The organism is Microbacterium sp. W1-4-2 (assembly GCF_058349885.2).
Map to the genome: position 1 here is coordinate 1019819 of NZ_JBYRJC020000001.1, position 16471 is coordinate 1036289.

16 protein-coding genes and 1 tRNA gene are annotated in these 16471 nt (G+C 71.1%); 12 read left to right on the plus strand and 5 right to left on the minus strand.

The annotated features are described in order from the left end of the window. The first annotated feature begins 33 nt into the window (after nt 1-33). On the plus strand, nt 34-309 hold the full coding sequence (locus AC3RX0_RS04600) for a hypothetical protein (protein ID WP_491504751.1): 276 nt from the start codon (nt 34-36) through the stop codon (nt 307-309). 3 nt (nt 310-312) lie between these two features. Here the strand turns inward: AC3RX0_RS04600 and AC3RX0_RS04605 are convergent, their stop codons facing one another. After that, nucleotides 313-2277: an ArnT family glycosyltransferase gene (locus AC3RX0_RS04605; protein ID WP_491504752.1), complete on the minus strand. Its 1965-nt coding sequence runs from the start codon at nt 2275-2277 to the stop codon at nt 313-315. An 89-nt stretch (nt 2278-2366) separates the two neighbouring features. After that, nucleotides 2367-3005 carry an MBL fold metallo-hydrolase gene (locus tag AC3RX0_RS04610; RefSeq protein ID WP_491504753.1) on the minus strand — a complete coding sequence of 213 codons (639 nt, stop codon included), beginning with the start codon at nt 3003-3005 and terminating at the stop codon, nt 2367-2369. A 101-nt stretch (nt 3006-3106) separates the two neighbouring features. Between AC3RX0_RS04610 and AC3RX0_RS04615 the strand changes: the two genes are divergently transcribed. Together AC3RX0_RS04615 and AC3RX0_RS04620 are read left to right on the plus strand one after the other, a co-directional pair. Next, a tRNA-Glu gene (locus tag AC3RX0_RS04615) sits at nt 3107-3182 on the plus strand. A gap of 117 nt (nt 3183-3299) precedes the next feature. After that, on the plus strand, nt 3300-3983 hold the full coding sequence (locus AC3RX0_RS04620) for a phosphatase PAP2 family protein (RefSeq protein ID WP_491504754.1): 684 nt from the start codon (nt 3300-3302) through the stop codon (nt 3981-3983). Here the strand turns inward: AC3RX0_RS04620 and AC3RX0_RS04625 are convergent. After that, complete coding sequence (locus AC3RX0_RS04625; protein WP_491504755.1) at nt 3973-5553, minus strand: glycosyltransferase family 39 protein; 1581 nt, start codon at nt 5551-5553, stop codon at nt 3973-3975. The genes AC3RX0_RS04620 and AC3RX0_RS04625 overlap by 11 nt on opposite strands. 204 nt (nt 5554-5757) lie before the next feature. On the opposite strand from AC3RX0_RS04625, the gene AC3RX0_RS04630 reads away from it, so the two are divergent. The 8 genes from AC3RX0_RS04630 to AC3RX0_RS04665 all read left to right on the plus strand — a co-directional run bounded on the left by AC3RX0_RS04630 (nt 5758) and on the right by AC3RX0_RS04665 (nt 14323). Continuing rightward, entirely contained in the window at nt 5758-6573 is an 816-nt protein-coding gene (locus tag AC3RX0_RS04630; RefSeq protein ID WP_491504756.1) for an FAD:protein FMN transferase, read from the plus strand. A gap of 166 nt (nt 6574-6739) precedes the next feature. Beyond that, a complete protein-coding gene (locus AC3RX0_RS04635) occupies nt 6740-7753 on the plus strand; it encodes a TerC/Alx family metal homeostasis membrane protein (RefSeq protein WP_491504757.1) in 1014 nt (337 codons plus the stop codon). Between the two features lie 182 nt (nt 7754-7935). Further along, nucleotides 7936-9426, plus strand: a complete 1491-nt coding sequence (gene leuC / locus AC3RX0_RS04640; protein ID WP_491504758.1) for a 3-isopropylmalate dehydratase large subunit — start codon at nt 7936-7938, stop codon at nt 9424-9426. 1 nt (nt 9427) lies between these two features. After that, nucleotides 9428-10039 carry a 3-isopropylmalate dehydratase small subunit gene (gene leuD / locus AC3RX0_RS04645; RefSeq protein WP_491504759.1) on the plus strand — a complete coding sequence of 204 codons (612 nt, stop codon included), beginning with the start codon at nt 9428-9430 and terminating at the stop codon, nt 10037-10039. 26 nt (nt 10040-10065) lie between these two features. After that, nucleotides 10066-11430, plus strand: a complete 1365-nt coding sequence (gene murA / locus AC3RX0_RS04650; protein WP_491504760.1) for a UDP-N-acetylglucosamine 1-carboxyvinyltransferase — start codon at nt 10066-10068, stop codon at nt 11428-11430. After that, entirely contained in the window at nt 11427-12221 is a 795-nt protein-coding gene (locus AC3RX0_RS04655) for a lysophospholipid acyltransferase family protein (RefSeq protein ID WP_491504761.1), read from the plus strand. Before murA ends, AC3RX0_RS04655 begins: the two co-directional genes overlap by 4 nt. Before the next feature lie 19 nt (nt 12222-12240). Then, on the plus strand, nt 12241-13332 hold the full coding sequence (locus AC3RX0_RS04660) for an NAD(P)H-dependent glycerol-3-phosphate dehydrogenase (RefSeq protein ID WP_491505381.1): 1092 nt from the start codon (nt 12241-12243) through the stop codon (nt 13330-13332). After that, entirely contained in the window at nt 13238-14323 is a 1086-nt protein-coding gene (locus tag AC3RX0_RS04665) for a D-alanine--D-alanine ligase family protein (protein ID WP_491504762.1), read from the plus strand. Before AC3RX0_RS04660 ends, AC3RX0_RS04665 begins: the two co-directional genes overlap by 95 nt. 33 nt (nt 14324-14356) lie before the next feature. Here the strand turns inward: AC3RX0_RS04665 and AC3RX0_RS04670 are convergent, their stop codons facing one another. Continuing rightward, on the minus strand, nt 14357-14860 hold the full coding sequence (locus AC3RX0_RS04670; RefSeq protein ID WP_491504763.1) for a DUF3515 family protein: 504 nt from the start codon (nt 14858-14860) through the stop codon (nt 14357-14359). Between the two features lie 57 nt (nt 14861-14917). On the opposite strand from AC3RX0_RS04670, the gene thiL reads away from it, so the two are divergent. After that, a complete protein-coding gene (gene thiL, locus AC3RX0_RS04675) occupies nt 14918-15901 on the plus strand; it encodes a thiamine-phosphate kinase (RefSeq protein ID WP_491504764.1) in 984 nt (327 codons plus the stop codon). Here the strand turns inward: thiL and rsmD are convergent, their stop codons facing one another. Next, on the minus strand, nt 15902-16468 hold the full coding sequence (gene rsmD / locus AC3RX0_RS04680; protein WP_491504765.1) for a 16S rRNA (guanine(966)-N(2))-methyltransferase RsmD: 567 nt from the start codon (nt 16466-16468) through the stop codon (nt 15902-15904). Nucleotides 16469-16471 lie beyond the last annotated feature (3 nt).

Genomic DNA, 16471 nt, shown 5'->3' on the forward strand with positions numbered 1-16471 from the left:
GGCCGCGATGCTCGCCGGCCCTAAGCTGGAGGAATGCTGAGTGGCCGAATCCGTCCCGTCGAGACCCGTGAGCTCACCGTGGAGGCGCCCAGCATCGACGAGGCGCGCGCGCAGGTGTCGGCGCAGGTGCCCGAAGGCTGGGTGCTGACGGATGCCGCGGCCACCATGGCGAAGGCGTCGATCATGATCACCCTGCACGCGAAGCTCGCCCGGCGCGACGGCGCACACGACATCGAGGCTGCGGACCTCGGGGCGCTTCGCGCCCAGGTGCCCGACGGGTGGCAGCTGCTGAGCGTCCGCGAGGTCTGACCGTCACGAGCCCTTGCAGTCATAGAGGCCGGTGACCGAGGCATCCATCACGCTCGTGCAGTTGGCGCGCACCCAGTCGAGGATCTGCGTCGATGCCGCGGAGGTGTCGCCGCCGAACCCACCGCCGCGCCCCGAGGCGAGCACGAAGCGGACATCGCCGGCGCCGACCATCGCGGTGAACACGTCCAGCGTGGGCACCGGGTCGTTGCCGCTGAAGCCGCCGATCGGCAGGATCGAGGCTCCGCCGGAGTCGATGATGAGCGGTGCCGCGGCCTGGGCGCCGAACACCGCGAGGGCGTATTCGCCGCCCGCCTGGTGGGCGCGGGCGTAGGCGAGGGCGGCTCGGCCGTCGCCGTCGATGCCCAGCAGCGCGCCGCCGAAGCGGCCGCCGTTCGGCAGGGCACCGGCTGCGCTCGGCGGCATCGGGCGCTGTGGCCGCGTGCCCTGTCCGAATCCGCCCGAGCCGGGGGTGCCGGCAGCGAAGCCGGTGCCGGGACCGGCCGAACCCCTCGCGAACGCTCCTGCGAAGCCGCCTCCCTGATCGCTCACCCCGCCGGCCACCGGATTGATGCTGCTCGGGTGCGCGATCGTCACGGCCGACCAGGCCGCCGGAGTCAGCAGCATCCCGAGCGTCGTCGCCACCGCGACCAGTCTGCGCATCATCGGGCCCGGCCGGCGCCGCTTCCAGACCGTCGCGACGATCGCGACGACGGCCACGAGCGCCTGCGCGATCGCGACCGGCACGGAGTAGCCGCCGTAGGCGATCGCGATCGGCAGAGCGGTCGCGGCGGCGACCGCCAGCAGCAGGATCTGCGGCCACACGATCCCGCGCCTGCGCGCCCGGCCGAACGCGATGCCGACGAGCAGCCCCATCGGGATCGCGAGTGCCGCCGTGTAGAACTGGTGCATCCCCGCGACGTACGAGAACATCGCCAGGAACGTCACGAGCCAGACTCCGAGGAACACCGTCACGGCGGTGCGCACGCGCAGCACGACGAGCATGGCCACCGCGAGCAGCGCCGTGGGGATGAGCCATCCGATCTGCCCGGCCAGCTGCTCGTCGAACAGTCGCAGGATGCCGGCGCCCCCCGAGAACGGGGGAGTGAACGAGTTGTACGCCGACGGGTCCGAGGTCGCGGAGCCGAAGCGGCCCAGCCCGTTGTACCCGAACACCAGCTCCCACGGGCTGTCGTGCAGAGTGCTGCCGATGTAGGGGCGACTGCCGGCGGGCACGAGCGACACGATCGCGATCCAGCCCACCGACAGCGCGGCGCTGGTCGCCCCCGCCGCGAGCAGGTGCGCGACGCGCCGGCGGAGCGGCTGCCGTGTGTACAGGTACGCGAGGCCGAGGGCCGGCCACATCGCCCACGCCTCGAGCATGTACGCCTGGAACGACGCGGCGATGAACACGCCCGCGAGCATGAGCCAGCGCAGGCGCGCCGTGCGCAGGGCGTTCGTCGCCGCCCACGCCGTCAGCGCGAGTCCCAGAACGAAGAACGACTCCGGCTGGTTCGACCGCGACACGGCGATCAGCACGGGCGTGGTCGCGACCACGGCTCCGGCGATCCAGCCCGCGAAGGGGCCGGCAAGACGCCGGGCAGCGATCGCCACGAGCAGCGTGGCCGCGATGGCAGCGAGGGCGTTGGGCAGCACGACCGCGAAGGTCGAGAACCCGAATGCCTTCACGAACAGTGCTGGGATCCAGTACGAGCCGGGGATCTTGTCGAGCGTCACCGTACCGGCGGGGTCCACCGCGCCGAAGAAGAAGTTCGGCCAGCTCCTGCTCATCGACAGCGCGATGGACGCGTAGTAGTCCGACCGCGACCCTGCCCACGAACCCCAGACCGTGAGGATCGCACTCGCCGCTGCGAGCGTCGCGAGCGCCCCGTGCCATCCGGTCCAGCGCCGCGGCGCGCGCGTCGCGGCCGCGGTGACGGCGGCGACGGTCGTGGGCGTTGCGGTGGTCATGCGGGCGAGCGTAGGCGGCTCGCGCAGGCGGATGCCCAGCGCCGGCTATGAGCAATCTGTGCGAGTCGGAATGGGCCGTGGACGACGCGTCAGATGTCGGCGGAGTCGCCCGGCTCGAGCACGAGGAACTCGCCGCCGCCCTGCTCGACGGCCCATTGCAGCCGCTCGCGCCCCATGTTGCGACCGATCACCGACAGGGTCATGTCGTGCGTGCCGAAGGCGCGCCGCGGGGCGACGGCGAGGACGAAGTCCATGGCCTCGCTGATCTTCAGCCAGGGCGCGCCGACGGGCGCCGCGAGCAGACGGATGCTGCGCCCCTCCGGGACGGCGTACGAGTCGCCGGGGTAGTAGAAGCCGTCGTCGACCAGGACGCCGACGTTGTCGATCACGGGGATGGACTCGTGGATCACTGCGTGCCGCCCGCCGAAGAACTCCAGCGTGAACGGATCGAGGTGCACGGTGTCGCCGGGGGAGACGACCGTGATCTCGATTCCGTCGGCGGATGCCGCGACCCCGGCGGTCGCGTAGATCGGAACGCCGCCGGTGGCTTTCGCGATGCGCTCGAGGTGCGCGGGCGTCCAGTGATCGGCATGTTCGTGGGTGATCACGACCCCCACGACATGCTGCAGATCGTCGATCGGATCGGTGAACATTCCCGGGTCGATGACGAGCTTCCTGCCGTCGACTTCGATGACCAGAGCCGCGTGCTCGTGCTTGGTGACTCGCATGATTGCAGTCAACTCCGCCGTCCGTCGAGAGGCAACCCGCGCGGGCGCACTCGATTTGGCGAGCGCTCGCGGGGCATGGCATACTTGAACGGTTGCCTGACGGCCCCATCGTATAGCGGCCTAGTACGCCGCCCTCTCACGGCGGTAACGCGGGTTCGAATCCCGCTGGGGTCACCAACACCGAAGAGCCGGTCCGAAAGGGCCGGCTCTTCCGTCATCCGGGGCCCGCGTGCATCAGCGGGCTCAGAGCCCGCTCCTGGGCGAATCACAAGCTCGATGCGCGATGCTCCAGAGGTGACTACGACCGCGCGCACCGCGCGCCCCACCGCCCTCGTGGCGGGCTTCACCGGACTGGCGGTCGTCGTCGCCGTCTTCATCGTCGGGCTCCTGATCACCGCGACCCCCGCCTGGTCGGCCGCCGAGGTGCAGGTGGTCTCGGCCGTCGGCGCCGGCCACAGTCCGCTGCTGGACGCGGTCTGCCAGCTCATCGACTCGGTCTTCGGGCCCACCGGAGCGCCCATCCTCGGCGTGCTGCTGCTGGCCTGGGCGCTGCTGCTGACCGGGACCTGGCGGGGATCGCTGCGCGCCGGGCTCGTGCTGGCCGTGCCGTGGGTGATCGCCGAGGGCATGAAGTTCGTCGTGCGCCGGCCGCGCCCCGAGCCTGGGTCGCTGACCAGGATGATCGTGCCCGACCCGTTCACGTTCAGCTATCCGAGCGGTCATACCGCGTTCGCCGCCGCCTTCGTGTGCGCGGCGGTGCTGTCGTTCGCGACGATCCGGGCCCGCGCGACGGCGGCGATCGTGGGCGCGGCGCTGGTGCTCGTGGTGGCCTGGTCGCGCGTGTACCTCGGCGTGCACTATCCGACCGACGTGGTGGCGGCGATGGTCGTCTCGGTCGCCGTCGCCGTGCCGCTGCACCTGATCCTCACGCGGATGGGCCCGCTGCGCATCCCCACGGGCGCGCGCGTCACCGTGTGACGTCCGTGTGCGCGTGCGTGTGCGGCCGGGTCAGCAGCAGGATCCGGCTGCTGTGCTCGACGATGCGCCCGCGCACCTGGAAGCCGAGCTTCTGGAGCGGCTGCAGGCCCCACGTGTCCACGGTCCCGCCGCCCGTGTACTCCACGAGCCACACCCGTTCGATGCCGATGAACCGGCCGAGGGTCGCCCCCTGCCCGACCGTGTAGGTCTCGTCCCACCACCAGGGGGCCTGTGCGTAGGGCGTCTTCAGCAGCACGTCGTCGACCCAGCGGAACGCGGACGGATCGGTGTCCATCGCCAGTCGCGGTCGCCGGGACGGGTGTGCCGCCGCGTCGAACACGATCGCGTCGGAGGGCCGGGCGTCGTGCGAGATCACCGCGGCGATCTCGTTCCAGTCCGACCCGTTCTTGGCATACGGCGTCCGCTGCGACGCCCAGACCGGCGCGACCGTGACGAGGACGGCGACGGCGAGCACTCCCGCGGCCGTCCAGGACGCGAATGGCGCGCGCACCGCCCGCGCGATGCGACGCACGCCGAGGGCCATGAGGATCGCGGCGGCGGGCGCGGCCAGCGTGCCGTATCGTGACGTGAAGTCCGCGAGCAGCGGGCTGACGGCGATGAGCACGCCCATCGGAACGACCAGCCACGCGATCACGATCGGCTCCAGCCGCACGGCGTCCGCCCATCGGGCGCCCACGGCGCGCCGTCCGCGGAGGATGTCGATGACGAACCCGAGCACGGCCACGCCGATGAGCACCCAGCCGAGGGTCGCGAACGACGGCCGTCCGAACCACATCTGCACGAACACGGATGCCGGGTTCACAGCATCCGCGCGCGTCAGATACGAGATCTGGCTGCGCTGGAGCGCTCCCAGGGCGAACACCGGGACGGCGCAGCCGAGTCCTATGGCCGTGGAGACCAGCCAGCGGCGCAGGTGCCGCGAAGGACGGTGGGCGGCCACGGCGATGCCGGCGGGCAGGGCCATGAGGCCGAGGTACAGGAAGGAGTACGTGCCGAGAGCGAGCAGGCCCGCATACGCGACCCACCATCGTCGTCCCTCGGGCCGGCGCAGCAGGATCTCGATCACGACGGCGCACAGTACGGCGGCGATCGCCGCGTCGAACGCATACGAGCGTGCCTCTTCGCCCGCGTACGTGAGCCGCGGCAGGACGGCGGCCAGGGCTCCGGCGCCGACCGCAGTGGGCAGCCCCGCGACCCTCCCGCACAGCCACACGACCGCCGCCGTGCACACGCCCACCCCGATCGCCGACGGCAGCCGCACCGAGAACGGCGACGGACCGAACACCTCGATCCAGCCGTGCAGGACCACGTAGTACAGGCCGTGCACCGCATCGACCCGGGTCAGCATCCCGAACAGCGACACCAATGGGCGGCTGGCCGACATGACGCTGGTCGCCTCGTCGCCCCACAGCGACGGGATCCACGATCCGGACGCGGCGAGCACGACCGCCACGGCACCGAGACCGGCAGCCGCCACCACGAGCCCGCGGCGCGCCGATGCGGCTGTCGCCCGGGTCCCGGCATCCCTGTCGACTGCAGTGATGACCACCCTTGCCGCCTTCGCTCCGGAACGTGCAGACGATGCCCGCGTCGTGAGACTACCGAGTGCACCCCCGGAGAGCGCCTCGTTCCTGATGCCCCGCCTGTGAAGGTGCTCTGCGTCGCCGGAGCATCGCCCGTTGCGCTCGCCGACGGCGCCTGCGGCCCGTCACCATGGACGCATGCGCGCCTCCTCTTCGCCGGCTGTGCCGTCATGACGGGCGGCCCGGCGCACCGCATCGTGCGCGTGGCCCAGCTGATGGGCATGCCGATCAGCGTCCACGTCCTGTGCGAGCGTCCCGACGACGCCGTGGACGACGCCATGGTGGATGCCGCAGCCGCCGACTGCTGGTCGCGGCTGGTCGAGATCGACCGGGTCTTCTCGACGTACCGGCCAGACTCCGACGTGTCGCGCATCCGCCGCGGCGAGCTGTCGGTCGACACGGCCGATCCCCGTGTGGCGGAGGTGGCCGCCGCCTGCGATCGTGCGGCGCAGGCGACCGGTGGCCGGTTCAGCGCATTGTGGGACGGCCGGTTCGACCCCACCGGCTACGTCAAGGGCTGGGCGGTCGAAGGCGTCGCACGCGCCGTCCTCGAGCCGCTGGTGGCCCGGGCCGGCGTCGTGGCCGCCGGCATCAACGCGGGCGGCGACATGCAGCTGTTCACCGCTCGCGGCGCAGAATGGACGTGGCGGATCGGCATCGAGCATCCGTCGCAGGCCGGCCGGCTCGTGGCCACCGTGACCGTCCGCGACGGCGCGGTCGCCACATCCGGCACCGCCCAGCGCGGAATGCACATCCGCGACCCGCGCACCGGGCGCCCCGCCGCCTCGGTGCTCTCGGCCACCGTCGTCGCCGGCAGCCTGACCGACGCCGACGTCTGGGCCACCACCGCGGTCGTGGCCGGGGGAGTCGACCCGCTCGTCGTGGCCGCGTCGCGCAGCGGTCTGATCGTGGCCGCCGACGGATCGGTGCGGCGCTGGGCCGGCGGCATCGAGATCGCCGGGCACGACGCCCTGCTCGCCGGCTGACCGCCGGTCGATTGCGGCCTCGCGCGCCCGGTAGACTGGGCGAGCGAGAGGGAGTATCCCGATATCGCGCGTCCGTCATCACGGGATCCGTCGGAGGATCCCCGGGCGCGCACCGCCGAGGCGGGGGAGAGACTTTCGACGGACAGCCGACCCTCGAAAGGCCTGCATGGACTTCGTCATCCCCGCGTGGTTCGAGATCACCGCAATGGCGGTCGTGGTGCTCATCCTCGCCGCCGACCTGCTCATCATCCTCAAGCGACCCCACATCCCCTCGATGAAAGAGGCGTCGGCCTGGGTCGGCTTCTACGTCGCTCTGGCGCTGCTGTTCGCCCTTCTGCTGCTGTGGGCGACGGGGAGCACGGATGCCGCGGGCCAGTTCGTCGCCGGCTGGCTGACCGAGTACAGCCTGTCCATCGACAACCTGTTCGTGTTCGTCCTGTTGATGAGCCAGTTCGCGGTGCCGCGGCGCTACCAGCAGGAAGTGCTCATGGTGGGGATCATCATCGCGCTCGTGCTGCGCGGCGTGTTCATCCTGCTCGGGGCGGCCCTCATCGAGAACTTCAGCTGGATCTTCTACATCTTCGGGCTGTTCCTCGTGTACACCGCCTGGCGTCAGGCCTTCTCGAACGAGGACGAGGATGCCGAGACCGAGACCGGCATCGTCCGGTTCCTGCGCCGGTTCATCGACATCAGCGACCACTATGAAGGGGCGAAGCTGCGCACCACGGTCGAGGGCAAGCGCATGTTCACCCCGATGCTGCTCGTGTTCCTCTCGATCGGGGTCACCGACCTGATCTTCGCGATCGACTCGATCCCGGCGATCTTCGGCATCACGCACCACGCCTTCATCGTGTTCACGACCAACGTCTTCGCCCTGATGGGCCTGCGCCAGCTCTACTTCCTGCTCGGCGGGCTGTTGGACCGGCTCAAGTACCTGCACTACGGCATCGCGTTCATCCTCGCCTTCATCGGCGTGAAGCTGTTCGCGCACGCGCTGCATGTGAACGAGGTGCCGTTCATCAATGGCGGCGAGCCGGTCGATTGGGCGCCCGAGATCTCGACCGTGGCGTCACTCGTGGTCATCGTGGTGGCCATGGCCGTCGCCACCGGAGCGAGTCTGATCGCCTCGCGCCGAGATCGGGCGAGCTCGGCGGTGACCGGTCCCGACGACGCCGAATGACCGCGTGACATGTTGCGCCGGGTGTCATCGTGGGCGGGGGCACAGTGACGCGGTGTTACTCTTGGCGGGTGCAAAGCGTGCGGCTCCTTCTTAGCTGCCGCGGCGAGTTCTGACCCACAGCCCAGGCTCGTCGCGGAGTTCGTCGTGGGCGTGACCCCCTCTCTCAAGGAGCACGAACAGCAATGAGCACACCCGCATCCGTCATCCCGGAGCACCCGAGGACCCTCGCCGAGAAGGTCTGGGACGACCACCTGGTGGTCAAGGGCGAGGACGGCAGACCCGATCTCATCTACATAGACCTGCACCTCGTGCACGAGGTGACCAGCCCGCAGGCGTTCGACGGTCTGCGCGCCGAGGGTCGTGGCGTCCGCCGTCTGGATCTGACGATCGCCACCGAGGACCACAACACGCCGACGGTCGACATCGACAAGCCGATCGCCGATCTGACCAGCCGCACCCAGATCGAGACCCTGCGCCGCAACTGTGCGGAGTTCGGCGTCCGGCTGCACTCGCTGGGCGACAAGGAGCAGGGCATCGTGCACGTGGTCGGCCCGCAGCTGGGCCTGACGATGCCGGGCATCACGGTGGTCTGCGGCGACAGCCACACCTCGACCCACGGCGCGTTCGGCGCAATGGCGTTCGGCATCGGCACCAGCGAGGTCGAGCACGTCCTGGCCACGCAGACCCTGCCGCTCAAGCCGTTCAAGACCATGGCGATCACCGTCGAGGGCGAGCTGAGGCCCGGCGTCACCGCGAAGGACGTCATCCTGGCCGTGATCGCCAAGATCGGCACGAACGGCGGCCAGGGCTATGTGCTCGAGTACCGCGGCAGCGCGATCCGGTCCCTGTCGATGGAGGGCCGGATGACGATGTGCAACATGTCGATCGAAGCCGGCGCCCGCGCCGGGATGGTCGCCCCCGACGAGACGACCTTCGCCTATCTCGAGGGCCGGCCGCACGCACCCAAGGGGCAGGACTGGGCGGACGCCGTCGCCTACTGGCGCACCCTGCCGTCGGACGAGGGCGCCGTCTACGACGCCGAGGTGTTCATCGACGCGGCCGAGCTGGAGCCGTTCGTCACGTGGGGCACGAACCCCGGCCAGGGGGTGTCGCTGTCGGCGGCCGTGCCCTCGCCGGCCGACTTCGACGACCCCAACGCGAAGGCCGCGGCGGAGCGGGCCCTGGCGTACATGGACCTGCAGCCGGGCACGCCGATGAAGCAGATCCCGGTGGACGCCGTCTTCATGGGCTCGTGCACGAACAGCCGCATCGAGGACCTGCGCCAGTTCGCCTCGATCGTCAAGGGCCGCAAGAAGGCCGACGGCGTGCGCGTCATGGTCGTGCCGGGTTCTGCCCGTGTGCGGCTGGAGGCCGAGGCAGAAGGCCTCGACAAGGTGTTCGAGGAGTTCGGCGCCGAGTGGCGGTTCGCCGGCTGCTCGATGTGCCTGGGCATGAATCCCGACCAGCTCGCTCCGGGGGAGCGCTGCGCCTCGACCAGCAACCGCAACTTCGAGGGCCGCCAGGGCAAGGGCGGTCGGACCCACCTCGTCTCACCGCTGGTGGCGGCCGCGACCGCGGTGCGCGGCACGCTGTCGAGCCCGAGCGACCTGGACGAGGCGGAGGGCGTTTCGACTTCGTCCGCCCGCGCGACGACCGATGTGAAGGGCGCCTGACATGGAGAAGTTCACCACGCACACCGGCGTCGCAGCACCTCTGCAGCGCTCGGCCGTCGACACCGACCAGATCATCCCCGCCGTGTACCTGAAGCGGGTCACCAAGACCGGCTTCGACGACGCGCTGTTCGCCACCTGGCGGCAGGATCCCGCCTTCGTCCTGAACCAGGAGCCCTACCGCGCGGCATCCATCCTCGTCGCCGGCCCCGACTTCGGCACCGGATCCAGCCGCGAGCACGCCGTCTGGGCGCTGCGCGACTACGGCTTCAAGGTCGTGCTCAGCCCGCGGTTCGCCGACATCTTCCGCGGCAACGCGGGCAAGCAGGGCCTGGTCACCGGAGTGATCTCGGAGGCGGACGTGGAGCGACTGTGGGCGGCTGTCACGGCGGACCCGGGCGTGCAGATGACCGTCGACCTGACGGCGCGCACGGCGGTCCTGGGAGACCTCCAGGTCGATTTCGAGATCGACGATTACACTAGGTGGCGGCTTCTGGAGGGTCTCGACGACATCGGGCTCACCCTCCGTGACGAAGAGAGGATCGCCGCTTACGAGGCGCGCCGTGAGAGCTGGCGGCCCCGCACCCTCCCGGTGCAGCCCCAGCACGCCGATTGATCCACTGACAATGTGAGGCACACTGAATGACACTCCTGAACGGCTTGGCATCCACGGGCGGTCGGACGGGAGGGTCCGGTGAGACTCTCGCGATCCGCGGCGGTCGTCCGCTGCACGGTCGCGTCGACGTCAAGGGCGCGAAGAACCTCGTCACCAAGGCGATGGTCGCAGCCCTGCTCGGCGAGACGCCGAGCGTGCTGCGCGACGTCCCCGACATCAGCGACGTCGCCGTGGTGCGCTCGCTCCTCGAGGTGCACGGCGTGCGGGTCACCGATGGCGACGAAGAGGGCACGTTCGTGCTCGACCCGTCGGACGTGGAGTCGGCGCACATGGAGGAGATCGACGCGCACGCCGGGGCATCCCGCATCCCGATCCTGTTCTGCGGGCCGCTGCTGCACCGCCTCGGCCAGGCGTTCATCCCCGATCTCGGCGGGTGCCGCATCGGCGACCGCCCGATCGACTTCCACCTCGACGCGCTGCGCAAGTTCGGCGCGGTGGTCGAGAAGCTCCCCAGCGGCATCCGACTGTCGGCTCCTGCCGGCCTGCGCGGGGCGAACATCCACCTGCCGTACCCGAGCGTCGGGGCGACCGAGCAGGTGCTGCTGACCGCGGTGCGGGCGGCCGGCACCACCGAACTGCGCAACGCCGCGATCGAGCCCGAGATCATGGATCTCATCGCGGTGCTGCAGAAGATGGGCGCCATCGTCTCGTACGAGCCGAACCGCACGATCCTCATCGAGGGGGTCGACCGGCTCGAGGGCTACGACCACCGCGCCATCTTCGACCGCAACGAGGCCGCGAGCTGGGCCAGCGCGGCGCTGGCGACCGACGGCGAGATCTTCGTCGGCGGCGCCCGCCAGCCCGAGATGCTGACGTTCCTGAACGTCGTGCGCAAGGTCGGCGGCGACTTCGTGATCCGCGAGGACGGCATCCTCTTCCGTCGCGGCGGGGCCCTCCGGCCGGTCACGGTCGAGACCGACGTGCACCCCGGCTTCATGACCGACTGGCAGCAGCCGCTGATCGTCGCCCTGACGCAGGCGCACGGCGAGTCGATCGTGCACGAGACCGTGTACGAGAACCGGTTCGGGTTCACCGATGCGCTCGTGAAGATGGGCGCGCGCATCGTCGTGCACCCGCACGGACTGCAGGAAGGGCCCCGCCGCGTCCCGCGGCGCAACCTCGAACAGGCGGCGGTCATCAGCGGGCCGACCGCGCTGACCGGCGCCGACATCACGGTGCCCGACCTGCGCGGCGGCTACAGCCACGTGATCGCCGCGCTGACCGCCACGGGTGAGTCGACCGTGCACAATGTGGGGATCATCAGCCGCGGCTACGAGAAGTTCTTCGCCAAGCTCGAGGCACTCGGCGCCGACTTCGACGTCCTGGGGTGACGCGGGTGGCCGGTGACCGGGCGCGGCGCGCCCCTGCACAGACGCCCCACGAGACCCGCAGACCGAGCGTCTTCTGGCTGCTCGCCGCGATCGTGCTGCCCGTGTTCGGGCTGTTCGCACGCATCGAGATCCGCGGTGCTGACAAGCTCCCGCGCACGGGCCCCTTCGTGATCGCGGTGAACCACCACAGCGAGATCGACCCGCTCGTGGTGGCCATCGCGGTATGGCGCCTCGGCCGGGCACCGCGGTTCATGGCCAAAGAGAGCCTGTTCCGCATCCCGGTCGTGGGCGCGGCGCTGCGTGCCACCGGCATGGTGCCCGTCGCCCGCGCGACGACCGCCGCCGCGGCCCGCGAGACGATCAAGCAGTCGCGGGCGCTGGTCGAGCACGGCCGCGGAGTCATCGTCTACCCCGAGGGCACGCTCACCCGCGACCCCGACCTGTGGCCCATGCGCGGCAAGTCCGGCGCGGTTCGGCTGGCGCTGTCGGGCGAGATCCCGCTCATCCCGATGGCACAGTGGGGCGCGCAGGAGCTGCTGCCGCGATACGGCAAGCTCAGCCTGTGGCCGCTGCGCAAGCGCATGACCGTGCTGCTGGGCGACCCGATCGACGTGTCGGAGTTCACGGGCACCCGCAGTCAGCCGGCCACTCTGGCACGCGCGACGACGAAGACGATGGATGCCATTGCCGACCTGCTCGCGCAGCTGCGCGGCATCCCGGCCCCCGCCGAACGGTGGGACCCGGTCGCGCACGGTCAGAAGGAGACGGGTCGCTTTGACACCGAGACATGAAGCGCCGAGCCGGGTGACCGTGCTCGGCGCCGGAAGCTGGGGCACGACGTTCGGCAAGATCCTCGCCGACGGCGGCGCCCGCGTGACCGTATGGGCGCGCCGTCCCGAGCTCGCGCACGAGATCGGCGAGGCCAAGCGCAACAGCCAGTACCTGCCCGGGATCAACCTGCCGCGGTCGATCGCCGCGACCTCCGACCTGCGTGCCGCGCTCGACGGCGCCGAACAGGTGTACGTGTGCATCCCCAGCCAGTCGGCCCGCGACATCCTGAAAGAGGCGCGCCCTCTGGTCTCCGGGTCGACGGCGCCGATCGTGTCGCTGATGAAGGGCATCGAACGGCGCACCGGGCTGCGCATGAGCCAGGTGCTGGAGCAGGAGCTGCGGTGCGATCCCGACCGCATCGCGGTGGCGTCGGGCCCGAACCTCGCCCTCGAGATCGCGCGGGAGCAGCCGACCGCGGCGGTCGTGGCATCCACCAGCCGTGAGACCGCGGACGCGGTCGCCCGGCGCGCGCGCAACAAGTACTTCCGCACGTTCGTGAACACGGACGTGATCGGCACCGAGTTCGGCGGCGTGCTCAAGAACCTCATCGCCGTCGCGATCGGCATCGTGGACGGCGTCGGGTACGGCGAGAACACGAAGGCGTCGATCATCACCCGGGGCCTGGTCGAGATGACCGACTTCGCCGTCGCACAGGGCGCGCAGCCCGAGACGCTGCAGGGCCTGGCGGGCCTGGGCGATCTGATCGCGACCTGCCAGTCGCCGCTGAGCCGCAACAACACGGCCGGGCGGCTGCTCGGACAGGGCTATAAGTTCCAGGACGTCGTCAAGCAGATGCAGCAGACGGCCGAAGGCCTGGCGTCGGTGGCTCCCGTGCTGCATCTGGCGCGCGCGTCGCACGTCGAGATGCCGATCGTGGAGCAGGTCAAGCGCGTGCTGGACGGCACCATGGACCCGCGGCACATCGCGCCCCACCTGACGACCGACGATGACACACCGAAGGGTGAGAGGACGCAGCATGGACAAGCCGGCGGTGGCGGTGCTCTTTGGCGGACGATCCAGCGAGCATTCGATCAGCTCCGCAACGGCGGGGGGAGTGCTGCGCGCGATTGACCGCGACCGCTTCCGGGTCATTCCGGTCGGGATCACCCGCGACGGCGCCTTCGTGCTCGAGGACGACGACCCCGACAAGTTCGCGCTGGATCCCGCCCACCTTCCCGAGGTGGTCGACAACGGCACCCGGGTGGTCTGGCCCGACTCGGCGCGCAGCCGTGAACTGCGGGTGACGGATGCCGCGGGCACGCGCTCGCTCGGGGACGTCGACGTGGTCCTGCCCATCCTGCACGGCAAGTGGGGCGAGGACGGCACGATCCAGGGCTTCCTCGAGCTGCTCGACATCCCATACGCGGGCGCGGGACTGCTGATGTCGGCGCTGGGCATGGACAAGAACGCGACCAAGAACGTGCTCAAGTCCGCGGGCGTTCCGGTCGTGCCGTGGGTGTCGGTCACGCGCGCGGATCTCGCCCGCGACCGCCGGATGTGGGAGCAGCGGATGCGCGGGCTCGGGCTGCCGGTGTTCGTCAAGCCCGCCCGCGCCGGGTCGAGCGTGGGGGTGTCGAAGGTCGCCGACTGGAGCGAGCTGGACGACGCGCTCGAGACCGCGTTCGCCGAGGACGGCACCGTGCTCGTCGAGCAGGCCGTCGTCGGGCGCGAGCTGGAATGCGGCGTGCTCGAGGCGCGGGAAGACGGACTGCCGCGGGTCAGCGTCGCCGGCGAGGTCGTCATCAGCGGCCGCGACTTCTACGACTTCGCCGCGAAGTACCTCGACGCCCCCGGCATCGATCTGGTGTGCCCGGCGGATCTGCACGACGGCGAGCTGCGCGAGATGCAGCGGATCGCGGCGCGGGCGTTCGAAGCGCTCGGCGGGCAGGGACTGTCGCGCGTGGACTTCTTCTTCACCGGTACGGAGTTCTTCGTCAACGAGATCAACACGATGCCGGGGTTCACCCCGATCTCGATGTTCCCGACGTGCTGGATCGCCAGCGGCATGACCTACTCGGAGCTGATCTCCGACCTCATCGACACGGCGCTGACCCGCGCCTGAGGGGCGGCCCGGCTGCGCCGCCCGAGCCCGGCCTCACTTGCCGACGGTGTCGGGATTCGAGCAGGTGCCGGTGCGCGTGGTCTGCGCCGACACCAGGCGGCCCAGCTGGGTCAGCACCGAATTGGGGTCGACGGACTTGTCGGCGCCGTCCAGGAACACCTGGACGGCGGGGGTGCGCCCGTAAGACGTGATGCGGAAGTTCGGCTGCTTCGACTCGTCGACGATCCAGTCCACTCCGCCCAGCGACACGCACTTGAGCGTCGTCGGTCCCGGCGGGGTGACGCCGCACGCCATGATGATCCGGGTCGGCGAGCCCCACGCCGCGGTGGATTGCGCATCGGTCCACACGCGCGACTGGTCGCTCAGATCGCCCGGCAGGCGCACCATGATCTCGGCGCACTTCGGGTTGTTCGCATCGGGGCCGGGGGTCAGCGACACCTCGGTCGCGCATCCGGTCAGCGCGACGGTCGCGGCGAGCGTGGCGGCGGCGGCGAGCGCGATGCGGCGCAGCGCGCCGGAGCGGGAGGTTCCTGTCACCCTTCCAGGCTAACCCGGCGGCGACGGGCGACCGGCGGGACCGGATAGCGTGAGAGGATGACCGATCCGACCGTGGGCGAGCTGAGCGAAGGCGACGTGCTGCGCGCGATCCTCGAACGGTTCCCCCCGTCGCTGGCGGCGATCGGCCCCGGCGACGATGCCGCCGTCCTCGACGCCGGCGACGGACGGATCGTCGCGACGGTCGACTCGCTCGTGCACGGCCCCGATTTCCGCCTGGCGTGGACGGGCGGCTACGACCTGGGCTGGAAGGCGGCCGCGGTGAACCTCGCCGACGTGGCGGCCATGGGTGCCCGGCCCACCGCACTGCTGGTCGCCCTCGCGATGCCCGACGCGACACGGCTGTCGTTCGTGACAGCGATGGCCGACGGGCTGCGCGACGCGTGCGACGCGCTCGCGCCCGGCTGCGCGGTCGAAGGCGGCGACCTGACCGTGTCGGACACGCTGACCGTCGCGGTCACGGCCCTCGGCGTCCTCGACGGCGCCGCCCCGGTGACGCGGGCGGGGGCCCGCGCCGGTGATGTCGTGGCGATCGCGGGCGATGTCGGTCGCGCCGCGCTCGGGCTGCAGCTGCTGTTCGACCGCTTTCGCGACGCCGACGGTCATCCGGTCGCAGTGCGACCCGATGAGCTCAGCGTCGACGAGGCATCCGCCGTCGGCGTGCAGCTGCGCCCGCGCCCCCCGGTCGCGCTCGGCGCGGCGGCCGCGCGTGCCGGGGCGACGGCGATGATGGACGTGTCGGACGGGCTCGCGCTTGACGCGTCGCGGCTGGCCGCGGCGTCGGGCGTGACGATCGACCTGGACGCGAACGCGCTCGGCCCCGACCCGCAGCGGGCGCTGGCCGGCGGCGAGGACCACGCCCTGCTCGCCACCTTCTCGGCGCGGCAGCCGCTGCCGGAGGGGTTCCGCCGGATCGGGCGCGTCACACCGCGTCTGGCGCACGCAGTCGGCGTGGACGGCCGCCCGTACGCCGGGCGCGGGGGATGGGACCCCTACCAGGACTGGGACGCCGAGCGCGGCTGATCAGGCGCCGTCGCGCCGCAGCCACCACAGCACGGTGTCGCCGTAGCGCTTGTGCCGCTCGAGCACCAGCGTCGGCGGCAGTGCGGGGTCGGCCGATCGCACCGCCCGCTCCAGCACGATGAGTCCGTCCGGTGCGACCGCGGAGCCGAGTGCTGCGAGCATCGCGTCGATCTCGGCGCCCGAGACGTCGTACGGCGGGTCGGCGAACACCAGGTCGTATGGGCCGGAGGCGGTCGTGAGGAAGGATGCCACAGCCGCCCGGTGCACGCGCACCGGAGCCTTCGACCCCGACGCGGCGAGGACCTTCGCGGTGTTCGCGCGCACCACCTGGGCGGCAGGGGCCGCCCGCTCGACGAGGTCGACCGCCGCAGCGCCCCGGCTGAGCGCCTCGAGTCCCAGGGCGCCCGAGCCGGCGTACAGGTCCAGCACGCGAGCGCCGGCTACGGCGTCTGCGGAGTCCAGCGCGCCGAACAGCGACTCGCGCACCCGGTCGCTGGTGGGCCGGGTGCCCGCCGACGGAACGGCGATCGCGATGCCGCGGGCGCCGCCGGCGATGATGCGCGTCATGGT